16 protein-coding genes are annotated in these 15177 nt (G+C 30.2%); 8 read left to right on the forward strand and 8 right to left on the reverse strand.

All coding sequences use genetic code 11. From position 1 onward, the window contains the following. Positions 1-29 precede the first annotated feature (29 nt). Together H6553_02495 and H6553_02500 are read left to right on the forward strand one after the other, a co-directional pair. On the forward strand, positions 30-242 hold the full coding sequence (locus H6553_02495; GenBank protein MCB9032685.1) for a hypothetical protein: 213 nt from the start codon (positions 30-32) through the stop codon (positions 240-242). Next, positions 227-559 (forward strand): type II toxin-antitoxin system PemK/MazF family toxin, encoded by a 333-nt coding sequence (locus H6553_02500; protein MCB9032686.1) that lies wholly within the window; start codon positions 227-229, stop codon positions 557-559. Before H6553_02495 ends, H6553_02500 begins: the two co-directional genes overlap by 16 nt. Before the next feature lie 623 nt (positions 560-1182). Here the strand turns inward: H6553_02500 and H6553_02505 are convergent. Both H6553_02505 and H6553_02510 read right to left on the reverse strand, forming a co-directional pair. After that, a complete protein-coding gene (locus tag H6553_02505; protein MCB9032687.1) occupies positions 1183-2175 on the reverse strand; it encodes a hypothetical protein in 993 nt (330 codons plus the stop codon). After that, the gene (locus H6553_02510; GenBank protein ID MCB9032688.1) at positions 2153-3400 is read right to left on the reverse strand and encodes a beta-lactamase family protein; all 1248 of its coding nucleotides are present in this window, start codon (positions 3398-3400) and stop codon (positions 2153-2155) included. Before H6553_02510 ends, H6553_02505 begins: the two co-directional genes overlap by 23 nt. A gap of 99 nt (positions 3401-3499) precedes the next feature. Between H6553_02510 and leuC the strand changes: the two genes are divergently transcribed. From leuC to H6553_02530, 4 genes are all read left to right on the forward strand, one after another. Continuing rightward, the gene (leuC, locus tag H6553_02515) at positions 3500-4879 is read left to right on the forward strand and encodes a 3-isopropylmalate dehydratase large subunit (protein MCB9032689.1); all 1380 of its coding nucleotides are present in this window, start codon (positions 3500-3502) and stop codon (positions 4877-4879) included. A gap of 12 nt (positions 4880-4891) precedes the next feature. After that, the gene (leuD, locus tag H6553_02520) at positions 4892-5476 is read left to right on the forward strand and encodes a 3-isopropylmalate dehydratase small subunit (protein MCB9032690.1); all 585 of its coding nucleotides are present in this window, start codon (positions 4892-4894) and stop codon (positions 5474-5476) included. A 90-nt stretch (positions 5477-5566) separates the two neighbouring features. Continuing rightward, on the forward strand, positions 5567-6346 hold the full coding sequence (locus H6553_02525) for a UDP-2,3-diacylglucosamine diphosphatase (protein MCB9032691.1): 780 nt from the start codon (positions 5567-5569) through the stop codon (positions 6344-6346). Next, entirely contained in the window at positions 6339-7136 is a 798-nt protein-coding gene (locus tag H6553_02530; GenBank protein ID MCB9032692.1) for a hypothetical protein, read from the forward strand. Before H6553_02525 ends, H6553_02530 begins: the two co-directional genes overlap by 8 nt. 80 nt (positions 7137-7216) lie before the next feature. Here the strand turns inward: H6553_02530 and H6553_02535 are convergent, their stop codons facing one another. The 3 genes from H6553_02535 to H6553_02545 are packed head-to-tail and all read right to left on the reverse strand — an operon-like array spanning position 7217 to position 8893. Continuing rightward, on the reverse strand, positions 7217-7699 hold the full coding sequence (locus H6553_02535; GenBank protein MCB9032693.1) for a hypothetical protein: 483 nt from the start codon (positions 7697-7699) through the stop codon (positions 7217-7219). Between the two features lie 24 nt (positions 7700-7723). Continuing rightward, the gene (locus tag H6553_02540; GenBank protein MCB9032694.1) at positions 7724-8308 is read right to left on the reverse strand and encodes a 1-acyl-sn-glycerol-3-phosphate acyltransferase; all 585 of its coding nucleotides are present in this window, start codon (positions 8306-8308) and stop codon (positions 7724-7726) included. A gap of 9 nt (positions 8309-8317) precedes the next feature. Then, positions 8318-8893, reverse strand: a complete 576-nt coding sequence (locus H6553_02545) for a 1-acyl-sn-glycerol-3-phosphate acyltransferase (GenBank protein MCB9032695.1) — start codon at positions 8891-8893, stop codon at positions 8318-8320. A 64-nt stretch (positions 8894-8957) separates the two neighbouring features. Here H6553_02545 and H6553_02550 point away from each other — a divergent pair, with 64 nt between their 5' ends. Beyond that, positions 8958-10367: an HD domain-containing protein gene (locus H6553_02550; protein MCB9032696.1), complete on the forward strand. Its 1410-nt coding sequence runs from the start codon at positions 8958-8960 to the stop codon at positions 10365-10367. Between the two features lie 18 nt (positions 10368-10385). Here the strand turns inward: H6553_02550 and H6553_02555 are convergent, their stop codons facing one another. Next, the gene (locus H6553_02555; protein ID MCB9032697.1) at positions 10386-11573 is read right to left on the reverse strand and encodes a hypothetical protein; all 1188 of its coding nucleotides are present in this window, start codon (positions 11571-11573) and stop codon (positions 10386-10388) included. Between the two features lie 116 nt (positions 11574-11689). Here H6553_02555 and H6553_02560 point away from each other — a divergent pair, with 116 nt between their 5' ends. Further along, a complete protein-coding gene (locus tag H6553_02560) occupies positions 11690-12334 on the forward strand; it encodes a methyltransferase domain-containing protein (protein ID MCB9032698.1) in 645 nt (214 codons plus the stop codon). Between the two features lie 12 nt (positions 12335-12346). Here H6553_02560 and murB read toward each other — a convergent pair whose 3' ends face one another. Together murB and H6553_02570 are read right to left on the reverse strand one after the other, a co-directional pair. Next, on the reverse strand, positions 12347-13369 hold the full coding sequence (gene murB / locus H6553_02565) for a UDP-N-acetylmuramate dehydrogenase (GenBank protein MCB9032699.1): 1023 nt from the start codon (positions 13367-13369) through the stop codon (positions 12347-12349). 246 nt (positions 13370-13615) lie between these two features. Further along, complete coding sequence (locus tag H6553_02570; protein MCB9032700.1) at positions 13616-15082, reverse strand: hypothetical protein; 1467 nt, start codon at positions 15080-15082, stop codon at positions 13616-13618. Between the last annotated feature and the right edge of the window lie 95 nt (positions 15083-15177).

Consider the following 15177-nt stretch of genomic DNA (forward strand, 5'->3'; position numbering starts at 1 on the left):
AGAGTTCCAATAATTTTTAAAACAATTTTATGCTTAAAACAATTTTAATTCCAGATAATAATCAAGTAATATTAAAATTACCAGATAATTTTATTGGCAAAAAAATTGAAATCATTGCTTTTACTGTTGAAGAAGCTAAAACTGTTAATGATGATACTTTGCTAACTCATTACGCTAGTGAGAAAAGTTTAGCTAAAGATTGGTTGACAAAAGAAGAAGATAAAGCATGGGAACTTTTATAAAAGGAGATATTGTAGTAATTCCTTTTCCTTTTTCTAATCTTTCAGGAAGCAAGAGAAGACCAGCCCTTGTATTAACTGACCTAAATGGAGATGATATCCTGCTCTGTCAAATTACTTCCAAAGCAAATGATACTAATGCTATATCAATCACAAAACAAGATTTTACATTAGGTAGTTTGCCCATTGATTCTTATGTTCGACCGTTAAGAATTTTTACTGCAGATAAAAATATTATTATAAGGAAAGCTGGTGTTATTAATAAAAGAAAATTCAACAATGTTATTGATATAATTATTAATAATATTAAACATATTTAATCATTTTTTTCCTAGCAGCGTCTCTGGGCGTAGGTGAAAAAGCGTAGCAGGACGCTGCGTAACAATTGTGTAAATATTGCAGCTATCCACTTGCAAAATTAATCACCATTAATGTCCTTTATAAGAGATATTGATAGCGTTTAAATATTTGCATACGCAGTGTCCTTTACAAGAGACACTGCTGATAAGCTAATATTATTGATATAATTATTAATAATATTAAACATATTTAATCATTTTTTTCCTAGAAGCATCTCTGGGTGTAGGTGAAAAAGCATAGCAGGACTCTGCGTAACAATTGTGTAAATATTGCAGCTATCCACTTGCAAAATTAATCACCATTAATGTCCTTTACAAGAGACACTGCTGATAAGCTAAGATTATTGATATAATTATTAATAATATTAAACATATTCAATCATTTCTTTCCTAGCAGCGTCTCTGGGCGTAGGTGAAAAAGCGTAGCAGGACTCTGCGTAACAATTGTGTATAAATATGGTATAGCTATACACTTGCAAAACTAATCACCATTAATGTCCTTTACAAGAGATATTGATAGCGTTTAAATATTTGCATACGCAGTGTCCTTTACAAGAGACACTGCTGAGAAGATAAGGTAGGTTTCAATTTAAACCATCAACATCATCTTGTATTTGTTTGGCTCTAACCGAGTTTAAATGCAATTGTAAAAATTGTTCATATTGATTGCCTAGCTCAAAGCTTTCTTTTTGTAACAAATTTTCTAATACTTGCTTGAAGTGTTCGTAGTTGTCTTCTACTTCAAAAATTAAATCCTTTAAACCAAAATAATCGTAGTCTTCATTATGAGCAAATCGTCCTAGCATATAGCATTTAGCAATAGCACTCTCAAGTACTCTAACCGTTACAGGATTTAAACCACCAGTTTTCCAATCGCCACCATCTAAACCTGGCGAACTTACAATACTAATTTTTGCTCTACACATTATTGTTAACAATGCTTCTCTTGTGTGTAGTTCACCTATCTTTCCGTATTTTGTAGAGTAGTAGATGTTCTTTCCATCTTCAATAATACGATGTACATAATTTACGGTTGGATTTTCTTTACAATACTGTAGCATCATTTCATCTAACAATAAGTTTTTTCTACCAATTTGTATTACATCAATGTCTTTTTCAACTATTTGATGAAATAAAGATAAATGCTTATCTGCAATAGAAAATGCTAAGTGTTGTAAGTTTAACGAACAACCATTGTTTTTTAAAAATGTAATGGCTTCTAAACTTGCTAAATAAACTATTGAAAAATCTTTAAAATTTTTATTGAATAAATTAATATCATATTTTTTCCAATAATCAACAATAAAGCAAGCTACATTTTTTTTATTCAGATACAATCTATGATAATCTGGATTCATCAATACTGCAAAATGCGTTTGTTTTTTTTCTTTTGTAGGAATTATTTTGTCTAATTTTAATTTGTATATTATTTTATTTAAAGTATCACTTGCTTTAGTTAAATAGTGCATTGGTATTTGCCAAACACGACTCAAATCATCTTCTAACTCAAAAAATATTTGCCACGATGGTGCTTTTTTGTATTGTCTAATACTATCAACTTGTATATTCTTTTTCATTGATTTTTGTTTTTTCAAGAGCAATAGCACATTCATAAGTTGCTTGCCTAAGCGACAATTCTCTTGGATCGTTAGCAATATGAGTGCCCATTTTATTCATTACATAAGCAAAAGCAAGTTGCATTTCTGGATCTGCAAATCCACCAGAACCACCAGCACCAAAAGTTCCGTACGCTCTATAATTGACGCCAAAATCTTGGTATAATGATGGTTTTGCCAATCCTAGTGAAAAAGGAATATCTACACCCAATACATAATCTGCTTTACTCGTTTTCGGATAAATTGGTTTTGCTTCTAGTGCATTGTAGGCAAATTCATTGAGTTTAAGTTGCTTGCCTCGTAGTGCGAAATCATTATAAATTTTAGCAATATTTCTAGCATTGCTAAAGCCATGAGCTGCGGCCAATGGTAAACTGTTGTATTTTTTTTTATTAAAATTATTCAAGTTTATAGCAAATGGCGGATTTAATAAAGACTTATAAAATGCAGAAAACGGATTTAAAATAGCAGCTATCAGTTTTCCAAAATCTCTGTCATCACTTCCACTAATGGCTTCTAAAGGCATAAATGGAATTAGCTCTGCTACTCTTTCATCAAAAATAAAATTGGGTAAGCCAATATAAAATTCTGCTTGTAGTGGTTTGGCAATTTCATCTTCTACCAACTGTTGTATTGTTCTTTGTTTATCATCTACTCTTTTTACAATTTCATTAATGTACATACCAATTGTCCATGCATGATAACCTTGCTTATCACCAACTTTCCAATACGGTTTTTGCTTAGCTAAACAATTGCTCAATAATTTTTCATCAGTCAAAACTTCGTAAGTCAAGCGTTTGTCATTGCTATACAATCCAGCTTGATGCGATAATAGCTGTCGTACCGTAATATTTTCTTTTCCATTAAATGCAAACTCATTCCAATACGAACTTACTTTCTCATTATAATCTAGCAAACCTTTGCTATGTAAAACAGCTACAGCCAAAGACGCAATTCCTTTTGTCGTAGAAAAAACTAGACTAAGCGTATCTTCTTCCCAAGGAAGTGTTTTTTGTTTATCTCTAAAACCGCCCCATAAATCTACTACCTTTTCTCCTTTGTAATATACACAGCAAGAAGCCCCAATTTCTTTTCTAATATTAAAATTTTCTTCGAAGGTTGTTTTTACTTTTTCAAAGCCATTTTTAACGAAACCTTGTATAGGAATATGTATGTTTTCAGACATAAGCAATAAAAATAAAATTTTAGTTTAATAATTGCTTAATCCAAATCAATAAATCTTATAAATACTTATCAATAATTTAGTTGGCTAAGAATAAATATTATGGCTAATACGCTTTTTGATAAGATTTGGGATGCACATGTGATAAAAAAAATTGAGAACGGACCACAGGTTTTATATATTGATACGCATTTTATACACGAAGTAACTACACCACAAGCTTTTGCTGGTTTAGATAAAAGAGGAATTAAAGTGTATAGACCACAACAGACTGTTGCAACAGCTGATCACAATGTGCCTACCAAACACCAAGAGTTACCTATTAAAGAAGCATTGTCTAGACATCAAGTAGATACTTTGATTCAAAATTGCAAAAATCATGGTATTGAATTGTATGGTTTAGGTCATCCATTTCAAGGAATTGTACATGTTATTGGTCCTGAATTAGGTATTACGCAGCCAGGCAAAACTATTGTTTGTGGTGATTCGCATACTTCTACACACGGTGCATTTGGAGCAATTGCTTTTGGTATTGGTACATCAGAAGTAGAACAAGTTTTGGCAACACAATGTATTTTGCAAACCAAGCCAAAGTCTATGCGTATTAATATTGATGGAGAATTAGGTAAAGGTGTTACTTCAAAAGATATTATTTTATATATAATTTCTAAGATTTCTACTAGTGGAGGAACTGGTTATTTTGTAGAATATGCAGGCAGTGCTATTCGTAGTTTAAGTATGGAAGCTAGAATGACCATTTGTAACATGAGTATAGAAATGGGTGCAAGAGGCGGTATTATTGCTCCAGATGAAAAAACTTTTGACTATTTAAGAAACAAAGAATTTTCTTTAAAAGATGGTGCTTTTGAACAACAGATTAATGAATGGAAAAAATTAGTAAGCGACGAGAATGCTGTTTTTGATAAAGAGTATCATTTTGATGCTACGGATATAGAACCTATGATTACTTATGGTACTAATCCTGGAATGGGAATTAAAGTTTCAGAAGAGATACCAAGTGAAGGAGAAAATAATTTAGATAAAGCTTTAGAATATATGGGCTTTGAACGAGGCGAAAGTTTACTACAAAAATCAGTAGATTATGTGTTTTTGGGTTCTTGTACTAATTCTAGAATGGAAGACTTGCGACAATTTGTTGCATTAATTAAAGGCAAACAAAAAGCAGAGAATGTTACTGTTTGGATTGTTCCTGGAAGTAAACAAGTAGAAAAACAAGCGATAGCAGAAGGTTTAGATGTTATTCTTAAAGCAGCTGGTATGGAATTAAGAGAACCTGGTTGTTCTGCTTGTTTAGGTATGAATGAAGATAAAATTCCTGCTGGAAAATATTGTGTATCTACTTCTAATAGAAATTTTGAAGGCAGACAAGGACAAGGTGCTAGAACTTTACTAGCGAGTCCGTTAACTGCCGCTGCTGCTGCTATTACAGGAAAAATTGTAGATGTAAGAACTTTATTGTAAAAAATATACAAAATGGATAAATTTAAAAATTTCACAAGTTCATGTGTGCCAATCAATGCAGAAGATATTGATACTGACCAAATAATTCCTGCACGATTTTTAAAAGCAACGACTAGAGATGGCTTTGGCGATAATTTATTTAGAGATTGGCGATACAATAGCGACAATACACCCAAAGCCAACTTTGTACTCAACAATAAAACTTATAAAGGAACTATTTTAGTAGCTGGTAAAAATTTCGGTTGTGGTTCATCAAGAGAACACGCAGCTTGGGCTATTTACGATTATGGTTTTAGAGTAGTAGTATCTAGTTTTTTTGCTGATATTTTTAAAAATAATGCACTCAACAATGGACTGTTACCGATAACTGTTTCACCTACATTTTTAAATAATTTGTTTGAAGCCATTGAAAATAATCCTATGACTAAAGTAAGTGTAGATATAGAAAAACAAACGATTACCAATGAAAGTACTGGAGAGCAGGAACAGTTTGAACTCAATCCATATAAAAAAACATGCTTAATTAATGGCTACGATGACATTGATTATCTATTGAGTTTAAAGAAAGAAGTAGAACTTTTTGAAGAAAGTAAATAGTATAAATAAAAATGATGCTCTAAGCTATGGTTTCCCTATCGGTTGGTGTCTCACCGACCGAAATACTAAAATTTTCCTTATCTTTCCTAAGTGAATATTGTACCACTCAACATTAATGTAAACAACGGAAAGCAAATCTATTTTTTGTCAGATTTACATCTTGGAGCACAGTCGTACAACGAAAGTTTTGTTAGAGAACAATACATTATTGAGTTCTTTCAACAAATAAAAAACAATACACAAGCACTTTTTTTAGTTGGCGATGTCTTCGATTTTTGGTTCGAGTATAACCATGTTGTACCAAAATATTTTGTTCGATTCTTAGCTTGTCTGTCTGAGTTCACACAGCAGCAAATTCCAGTGTATATTATTAAAGGCAATCACGATTTATGGTATAAAGATTATCTACCAAAAGAAATTGGTGTTACTATCATTGATGATAGTGTTGAACTCACTTCTAACAACAAAAAAATATTTATTACACATGGCGATGGAAAAGGAAAAGGTGATTTCAAATATCGCTTTTTGAAAAAAATATTTACCAATCCAATTTGTAAATGGTTGTTTAAATGGTTGCATCCAGATATTGGCATGAAATTAGCACTACTTTGGAGTAGAAGCAGTTTTGATCATCCAAAAGAGGAAAAATTTAATGGCGAAGCAAAAGAAAGATTAATACAATTTGCAAAGGAAATGGAAAACAACAATCACTACGATTATATTATTTGTGGACACAGACATCTACCTATGGAAATTGCTATCAATAATAATAATAAATATATTAATTTAGGAGATTTAATATTTCACAATTCCTATGCATCGTTTGATGGAAATAATTTGTCTTTACACTATCTCAATCAAAATGACTAAAAGAACTATTATATTATTATTTTTTGTATTGATTTTTTGCAGTAGCAAAGCACAACAAAACATTCCAATTAAACTATGTGTAATTCCAGAAGAAGCAATTAAAACACATATTAATTATTCTGATGAAATCTTGATTCTACAAAAAGGCATCATCAAAAAATACAATAGTAGTGGTTTACTGATGAATACTTATGGTAATTTGTATATTGATGAATATACTGAAATTATTAGCAACAATTCGTTTAGAACATTTTTGTACTGTCCAAATTATGGCAAAATAATTTTGTTAGATAAACGATTTGGCGAAATTGACATTATCGATGTATTTGCATTAAACAATATTTTAGTTGGTGCTGTTGGTATTTCTTACGACAATGAATTTTTGTGGTTGTGGGATATTGGTACTCAGAAATTAGTAAAAATCAATCAACAAGGAAAAGTAATTTTTACTACACCAAATATTTCGCAATGGACAGGCACTTCATTACAAGTAAATACCATACAAGAAATAGGTACACAATTATTGCTGAACGATAAGTCGCAAGGCATTTTTATATTTGACAATAATGGTACTTATCAAAAACAATTGCCTATTAAAGATGCTTGTAGCATTAGCAAAAAAGAGCAGTTGTTAGTTTATAATCAAGATGGAAAATTGATGGCTTACGACCAATTGAGTTTTTCTACTATAGAATTTACCAATGCACCCAATCTCTACGACATCAGTGTTGGTAAAAATATTTTATGTGGTACCAACGCCGACAATGCAGTAGAAGTTTGGCAGTATTAATTTAGTATTGAGATGTTTAGATTATTAGATTCAAGATTTATAGATATTAGACTTTTGTTGTTTTATGAAAGCGTAGTAGTTTATAATAACTCTTGTTCTTCTTTGTAATCTTTTTGATGAAAAAATGCTCTTTCTTTGTTCCACTTTTCTAAAAAACGAGGAAAGGATGATAAATAACTACTAAAATCATCTTCTATTAAAATATTATTTTCTTGGTTTGTTTCTATTATATAACTATTTATAATGTCAATAACATCATACAATAAATTATAGGTATAATTTATTTTATAATCAAAATTAATATAATAATATGGATACTCTTTTAATATTGACTTTACAAACTTTTTCTCTTTTTCTTCATATTCATCACTACTCTCATCTATTTCAAATGAATTTACTATTAGAATATTCCTTGTACTTAATTCACTATTTAGCTCGCTTTTATTAAATAAGAGAAATTGATTATCTCCATTGTCTTTTATATAAAAATCTTCCTCTGTAAACTTATTGAGAAGTTTTGTCTGTAATTGCTCATCATTAGTTATTAAAGTGAATATATCCATTACAAATTTTTCACATAAGTATCTCTACACAAATCTTTTATCTAAACTGCCTCGTTCTGGAAATCTGCCTAAATGAATTTTATCTTTATAGAATTCCATAATTCGACGCATGTCTGCATCAAAATCATCAGTAAATTCAAAAAGCGTATTGGCATATCCTTTCTTGGTTTTAAAATCTAAAGAACCTAAAATTAATGGCACTTTTGCATTCTTAGCAATGTGATAGAAACCAGTTCGCCATTGCTCTTTGCTGCTTCTACTTCCTTCTGGTGTAATGACCAAACAAATTTTGTCTTGTTGTTGAATCATATTTATCATGGCTTCGGTTAAACTAATTCTGGTAGTATCTCCATTTTTTGGTGTTCTATCTATAGCAATGCCACCTAATCGTTTAAATAGCACAGAAAATGGAAAAAAGAACAGTTCTTTTTTTATAGCAAACTTTGCAGGAACACCTATGGTATCAAAAATAGCTTTGCCATAAATAAAATCTAAAAACGAAGTATGTGGTGCTACAATCACTACACATTTATTGTACTGTTTGGTTAAGTCGGCATCATATTGCCAACCATTTGCTTTTAACAACAATCTAAAACACCAACTTATCATAAAAAATTATTAAGCATATCTTTTATCAACGCTAAACTTCTCGGGAAATTTTCCATTAATGGTTTTATAAAAATCCATCATTTGTTTCATACACTCTTCTAGTGGTAAACTCGAGTCAATAATCTTGCCAATTCCAGCAATTTTCTTTTTATAATCTAAGTAGCCACACAAAATAGGTACTTTGGCTTTGTGAGCAGCATAATAAAAACCAGTTTTCCATTCTGTTCTTAAAGAACGCGTGCCTTCTGGTGTAATCATAATGTGTAAGTCTTTATTTTCATTAAACAGATTAACCATAGCATCAACCATACTCAGTCTTTCCTCTCCAACTTTTTTTGGTGTTCTATCTATAGCAATACCACCTAAATTCGTCATCATGCGTTTAAACGGAAATCTAAACCATTCTTTTTTAAGTGTAAATCGTACTTTTAAACCCATTAAACTAAATGCAGCCAAAGCAATAATGGCGTCCCAATTGCTGGTATGTGGTGCAGCTAAAACTATCGATTGCTTGTATTGATGTATCATTTCGGTTTGTAATTTCCAACCTTTCAATTTAAACAACCATCTAAATATCCATATCATGCATCAAATGTAAATATAAAATACCATTAGCCAATTATCTTTAATAAAGATTTATATTTGCGGTGTGAAAATTGAGTTAAACGAGCAAGAACAAAGCATTTTAAATATTATTGCCACTGTTGCCAATGAACAAAATATAGAGGCATTTGCTGTTGGTGGTTTTGTAAGAGATAAGTTGTTGAATAGACCTTGTAAGGATATTGATATTGTTTGTGTAGGAAGTGGTATTGAGTTAGCGAAAGGTGTAGCACAAGCTATTTCACCAAAACAAAAAGTCAACTATTTTAAAAACTTTGGAACAGCACAGTTAAAATACAAAGATTTAGATATTGAGTTTGTTGGTGCTAGAAAAGAATCGTACAACAGAGATAGTAGAAATCCGATTGTAGAAGATGGCTCATTTGAAGATGACATTTACAGAAGAGATTTTACCATTAATGCTATGGCAATTAAGCTACACATTAATGCATTAGGCGAACTAATAGATTTAACCAATGGTTACGAAGATTTGCAAAATCAAATGATTAGAACACCATTAGAGGCGAATATCACTTTTAATGATGATCCATTGCGAATGCTAAGAGCCATTCGTTTTGCGACACAGTTGGATTTTAAAATAGAAAAAAATACTTATCAAGCAATTGAACCATTAGCCAATAGATTACAAATTATTTCTAAGGAAAGAATTTTAGACGAACTTAATAAAATCATACAAAGTCCAAAGCCATCTATTGGTTTTAAATTATTGTTCGATACAAAATTACTGCATCAGTTTTTTCCAGAAATGGTGAAATTACAAGGCGTAAGTATTAAAGAAAACTATGGTCATAAAGACAATTTTTATCATACTTTAGAAGTGTTAGACAATGTAGCACGAACTAGCAACGATTTATATTTGCGTTGGGCAGCTATTTTACACGATATTGCTAAACCTGCTACACAAAGATTTGAAGAAGGTCATGGTTGGACATTTCACGGACACGAAGTAGTTGGTGCAAGATGGGTGCCTAAAATCTTTCAACGACTAAAAATGCCTTTAGACGACAGAATGCAATTTGTTCAAAAAATGGTATTGTTGCATCTACGACCAATTTCGTTGACTAAAGAAAATATTACCGATTCTGCTATAAGACGCCTTATTTTTGATGCTGGTGATGACATAGATGATTTAATGAAATTGTGTTTTGCAGACATTACTTCTAAAAACAAAGAAAAAGTAGTTCGTTATAAAAAGAACTTAGCTTTGGTAAAAGAAAAAATAATTGAAGTAGAAGCTAGAGACCATATACGAAACTGGCAACCACCAATTGATGGCACCGAAATTATGCAAACTTTTAACTTGAAACCAAGCAGAGCTGTAGGCGAAATTAAAGATGCTATTAAAGATGCTATTTTAGATGGTGAAATTGAAAACTCGTACGAAGCTGCTTATAATTTTATGATGGAAAAAGCCAAAGCAATGAATTTGAATTAAATATTTTTTAATATAATTTCAATAACCTTTATAAGCTTTAATAAAGTCATTGAGTAAGTTAATCAGTTCTTGTGTGTTAAAACTTTCAGTTTGAGAAAATGTCATTTGAGAATGATATAATTCGGTATAAGTAGAATACACACAGTCTTGATTACTAAAACAATTGATAACCACTTTTTTATTAGGTGTATCTTCTTTGGCTTTGCCTAAATCTTCAATTTTTGCTTTAGAGTATTTTCCAGATTTAAATCTATCGTACAAGTAACCATCTTTTACTTCTAAGTATCCATAGTAACCATTATCGAATGTTTTAAGGTATTTATTTACTTTATTGAGTGCCGTTTTGTAATCTGTATTTTTGTTGTTACTACTTTTATTGTAAGCATTAAGTACATTATTAATTAAGTCGATAAGTTCTTGAGTATTAAATTTATTTCCTTTATTAGAAAAAGGCATTTCATCATGATAATCGTTTGTATAAGTTGAATAAACACATTTACTATTGTTTTTACATTTTATAGCAACTTCGGTACCAGTTTCAACTTCTATAACTTTATCTATATCTGTAACTTTAATTTTAGAATATTTTCCTGATTGATAGTTATCATACAAATAACCATCTTTTATTTCCATAGTGCCATAATAACCTTCTTTAAATCTAGTAAGATATCTGTTGAGTTTTGCTAATGCATCTTTGTAGTCTTTATCGGAAACCATATTGTCAAAACCATTATAATATACATCCATTAATGAATTGTAAACATCACCAAAATCGTCAATATCATTATAAGTGTTATTATTATCGAAAGATTCTGTTGCATCAAAAGAAAAGTTTTCAATATCTGCAGTTAAGTTAATCGTAGCATTTTTGTCCCAAGCACTAAATTTTGTATATACACAATCAAAAGAATAACCATTATCATCCGTACGAGCTTCCCATTTGCCATTATATAATGCATACAATGTTGCTTTAAGTGTAGCATTGCCTTTTGGAATGGTAAATGTAACTTCATTAGGTATTTCTTGATTTTTTATTTTGCTTTCGCCAATTTTTTTTCCATCTCGTTCTAAAACCAATTTGGTATCGTAAGTGTAACCTTTAATAGAATTGATAAAATTATATTTAAAGGTAACTTTTACTGTTTCTTGTGCATGACTTAATGTAAAAAAGAATATACTTATTAATAGAATTAATAGTTTTTTCATAATTTATAGTTTTTAATTTAGTTACTAGTTAATTAGTTGTAGTAAATTTCTTTAAAAAATAGAAAGTCTGCAAGTTTTGTTTGTTAATTTTTCTAACTTGTAATTTTATTGATTGAATGAAGAAGAATTTTAAATGGACTGTTGCTCAAAACCTTGAACTTAAATGGTGGAAAAACTATTTGAAAAATAAAAATGTAGGCGATTATTTGGCTTGGAAAAAAAACTACTGGCTACAATTTTTAAAAGACATAGAAATTGATTGTAATGACTTGGCAAACAAAACTATTTTAGATGCAGGTTGTGGTCCAGCTGGAATTTTTAGTGTATTAAATGATAGCGAAGTTGTTGCTATTGATCCACTATTAGATAATTATACTACTCTAGAACATTTTGATAAAAATTGGTACAGTCATGTTGATTTTGTAACGACTACTATAGAAGAATATCGTACTAATAAAAAATTTGATTATGTATTTTGTTTAAATGCAATTAATCATGTGGCAGATATAGAAAAAGCATATAGTGTTTTGGTAGACCAATTGAATGACAATGGTATTTTAATTATTTCTACAGATGCACACCAACACCATTTTTTAAAACGCATTTTTAAAGCAATTCCTGGCGATGCACTACATCCACATCAATATAATAAAAAAGAATATGAGCAGTTTTTACTTGATAGAAATTGTAGCATACTAAAATCCTATTCCTTTCCTGCCAATTTTATTTTTGATTATATAGTTTGGAAAGCGAGGAAGTAGTAAACTTACTATTTACGCTATTACATTTACTTCTGGTTCGAGTGTAATACTGAATTTTTCTTGTACTGTTTTTATTACGGTTTGTGCGTGTTGCCAAATTTCTTGTCCTGTTGCATTGCCATAGTTCACAATTACTAATGCTTGATCTTTATGGTTGCCTGTATTGCCAATGCGTTTGCCTTTAAATCCACTTTGCTCAATTAACCAAGCAGCTGGAATTTTTACATGAGCATCATCTACAGTGTAAAATGGTATTGTTGGATATTGTTGCTGTATATTAAATAATATATTTTTTCCTACAATTGGATTTTTGAAAAAACTTCCACTATTGCCTAACTCTTTTGGATTAGGTAGTTTGCTACTTCTAATTTCGATGACTGCATTAAAAACATCTTTAATATTTGCTTGTGCTATTCCTTTGTTTTGTAATACTTGATTGATAGCACCATAGCTTGTATTGAGTTCTCCATGGTGTTGTAATCGTATGATGATACTATATATATAATATTTATTTTTATATTTATTTTTAAAAATACTATCTCTATAACCAAAATTACAATCGCTGTTAGAAAATGTTTCTAGTTGTCCGTTGTTTAAATTAACTGCTTTAACTTGTAGCAGGACCTCTTTTAACTCTGTACCATAAGCACCTATATTTTGAATTGGAGCTGCACCAACAGTTCCTGGAATGAGTGCCATGTTTTCTATACCATACCAATTTTGTGCTACGCAATATTGTACCGTATCATGCCAAATATTTCCTGATAAAATTTCAATATCAATATAGTTATTGTTATTATCTAAAATAATAATATCTTTTAATTCATTGAGTATTATTAATCCATCATAATCGTTAATGAACAATACATTACTTCCACCACCTAAAAACATAAATTTTGGATATGCTTGAATTAAATGAGGTAAATCTTGTAGCTGGTTTTTATTATTTAATATAGTAAAATATTTTGTAGTAATATTTAATCCAAATGTATTATAAGGTTGTAGTGAAACGCTATGTTGAATATTGAAATTCATGATGCAATTATACAAATAATAGGTTGTTTATTTTAATAATAAAAATCATCTTCCTTTTGTCTTGATACAAAAGGAACAAAAAATCAAGACTGCAATATCTACCTGTCGGTAGACAGGAATTATTAACGATCGAACTATCTAAAAAAGCTAAAAATCTTGAAACTCGCTTCGCTCAAACAACAATATTTTCTTCACGCTTTTTTATTTGTCCTCTCTAAATTTATTGAAGGTCATTTATTGTTCATATCAACCACTAATTCTGTTGATACCAGCTTTGGCTTCTGCATTAATGCTGTCTTCGTATTCGTCTTTTTTAAGTTGTAGTGCTTTGTTGTAGTAGTTTAATGCACTCTGATTTTTATTTTGTTTTTCTAGTATATTTCCTAATTTAATACAAGCATTTGCTGCAAAATAATAATCGAACTTACTGCCTTGGTCGATTGTAATTTGATAGTACTTACTTGCATTCGCTGTTTGATTAAGCTCATCATAAATGCGTGCTTTTCTATAGTAGTATTCTAATTTCTCTCTATTATTTGCTAAATTTTTAAACACAACTTTATTGATGTTTTCTAATGCACTACTTAAGTAGTTGCCATCCATTAACACTCTTGCTTTTAGTAATTGTTTGTTTGGTATGGTATTTCGCTCTGCTTCTCGTTGTGCTGATTTATCTTCATCGGTTGGTGCCTCTGAAAAATTTTTACATTGCAACATATATGCTTTATAATTGCTTCCACTATTTATCAAAACATCATGCCAAGCTAATTTTCTATACGCTTCTTTAATATATGATTTTCCTTTAAAGTTATTAATATATTTTTTAAAATATATGTTTGCATCACTATCTAACTTTTGTAGTTTGGCTGTTCCTAGCATAAAATCTAAATAAGAAATAGGAAAGAAGTCGCTGCTTTTTGGTTGGTTGGTTATTATATCAATACACAACTGATTTTTTCCTGTGTGCATTGCCATATTAGCTTTTACAAAAGTATTAAGTAAATTGTCGCTTGTACTTAGATTGGCATTTTGTATGAGTTGCCAAGCTTTGTCTTCTTGCTTTACTAAATGCAATTGCAAAAAAGCGTAGAGAATTACTGCTTCTTCTCTAAACAAAAAGGTTTTGTCTTTTACTACTTGATTGAGTTCTTGCATGCCTTGGTCGATTGAACCTTTGAAACCCAATAATTTTGCACCAAATTTATATTTGTCTGGAATGGCACCAAATATAGTGTGTAGTAAACCAAGCGATTTTAAATTTGCTTTGAAGTCTGGGAATTTTTTTTCATTTTCTTTTAATGCATCGTGAGCTCTTTTTACTTCCATTACTGCATTTAAATACTCGTTGTTTTTTAGTTTACACAGTGCATAGTGCAAACGAATTTCTGCTTCGCAATAGAGTGTATATGGAGAACTTTTATCGGCACTTTGTATGATTTTTATTTTACTATTAAAATTATTTTTTATTTTATTATAATAAATAGTTTCTTCCGAAACATAGTATGAGAAAAAATCAATATAGTCTTCTAGAAAAATTGGAATTACATTTTCTGAATTGTTTTTTTGTTCTAGGTCAATAATTTTTTGTGCTTTATCTAATTTAAATTGAAAGATAGCTTGATATGCATTGGTACAGTTCTCGTTCCAATCTACAGTATTGCTATAACTGTGTAGTGAGATAAATAGTAATAATATGTATGTTGTAAATTTCAATATATTGTTATATCTAAAAAGATTGCTTCATTTTTCGTTGCTCAAAAATATTATAATAATGATACTCAATTAACTTATTGTGCAATTCGTTGTTC

The organism is Chitinophagales bacterium, from assembly GCA_020636535.1.
GTDB lineage: Bacteria > Bacteroidota > Bacteroidia > Chitinophagales > JADIYW01 > JADJSS01.

Bases quoted from the DNA above. Each gene is read 5' to 3' on its own strand.
- H6553_02495 (MCB9032685.1), top strand. From the start codon at position 30: ATGCTTAAAACAATTTTAATTCCAGATAATAATCAAGTAATATTAAAA.
- H6553_02500 (MCB9032686.1), top strand. From the start codon at position 227: ATGGGAACTTTTATAAAAGGAGATATTGTAGTAATTCCTTTTCCTTTT.
- H6553_02505 (MCB9032687.1), bottom strand. From the start codon at position 2,175: ATGAAAAAGAATATACAAGTTGATAGTATTAGACAATACAAAAAAGCA.
- H6553_02510 (MCB9032688.1), bottom strand. From the start codon at position 3,400: ATGTCTGAAAACATACATATTCCTATACAAGGTTTCGTTAAAAATGGC.
- leuC (MCB9032689.1), top strand. From the start codon at position 3,500: ATGGCTAATACGCTTTTTGATAAGATTTGGGATGCACATGTGATAAAA.
- leuD (MCB9032690.1), top strand. From the start codon at position 4,892: ATGGATAAATTTAAAAATTTCACAAGTTCATGTGTGCCAATCAATGCA.
- H6553_02530 (MCB9032692.1), top strand. From the start codon at position 6,339: ATGACTAAAAGAACTATTATATTATTATTTTTTGTATTGATTTTTTGC.
- H6553_02535 (MCB9032693.1), bottom strand. From the start codon at position 7,699: ATGGATATATTCACTTTAATAACTAATGATGAGCAATTACAGACAAAA.
- H6553_02540 (MCB9032694.1), bottom strand. From the start codon at position 8,308: ATGATAAGTTGGTGTTTTAGATTGTTGTTAAAAGCAAATGGTTGGCAA.
- H6553_02545 (MCB9032695.1), bottom strand. From the start codon at position 8,893: ATGATATGGATATTTAGATGGTTGTTTAAATTGAAAGGTTGGAAATTA.
- H6553_02555 (MCB9032697.1), bottom strand. From the start codon at position 11,573: ATGAAAAAACTATTAATTCTATTAATAAGTATATTCTTTTTTACATTA.
- H6553_02560 (MCB9032698.1), top strand. From the start codon at position 11,690: ATGAAGAAGAATTTTAAATGGACTGTTGCTCAAAACCTTGAACTTAAA.
- murB (MCB9032699.1), bottom strand. From the start codon at position 13,369: ATGAATTTCAATATTCAACATAGCGTTTCACTACAACCTTATAATACA.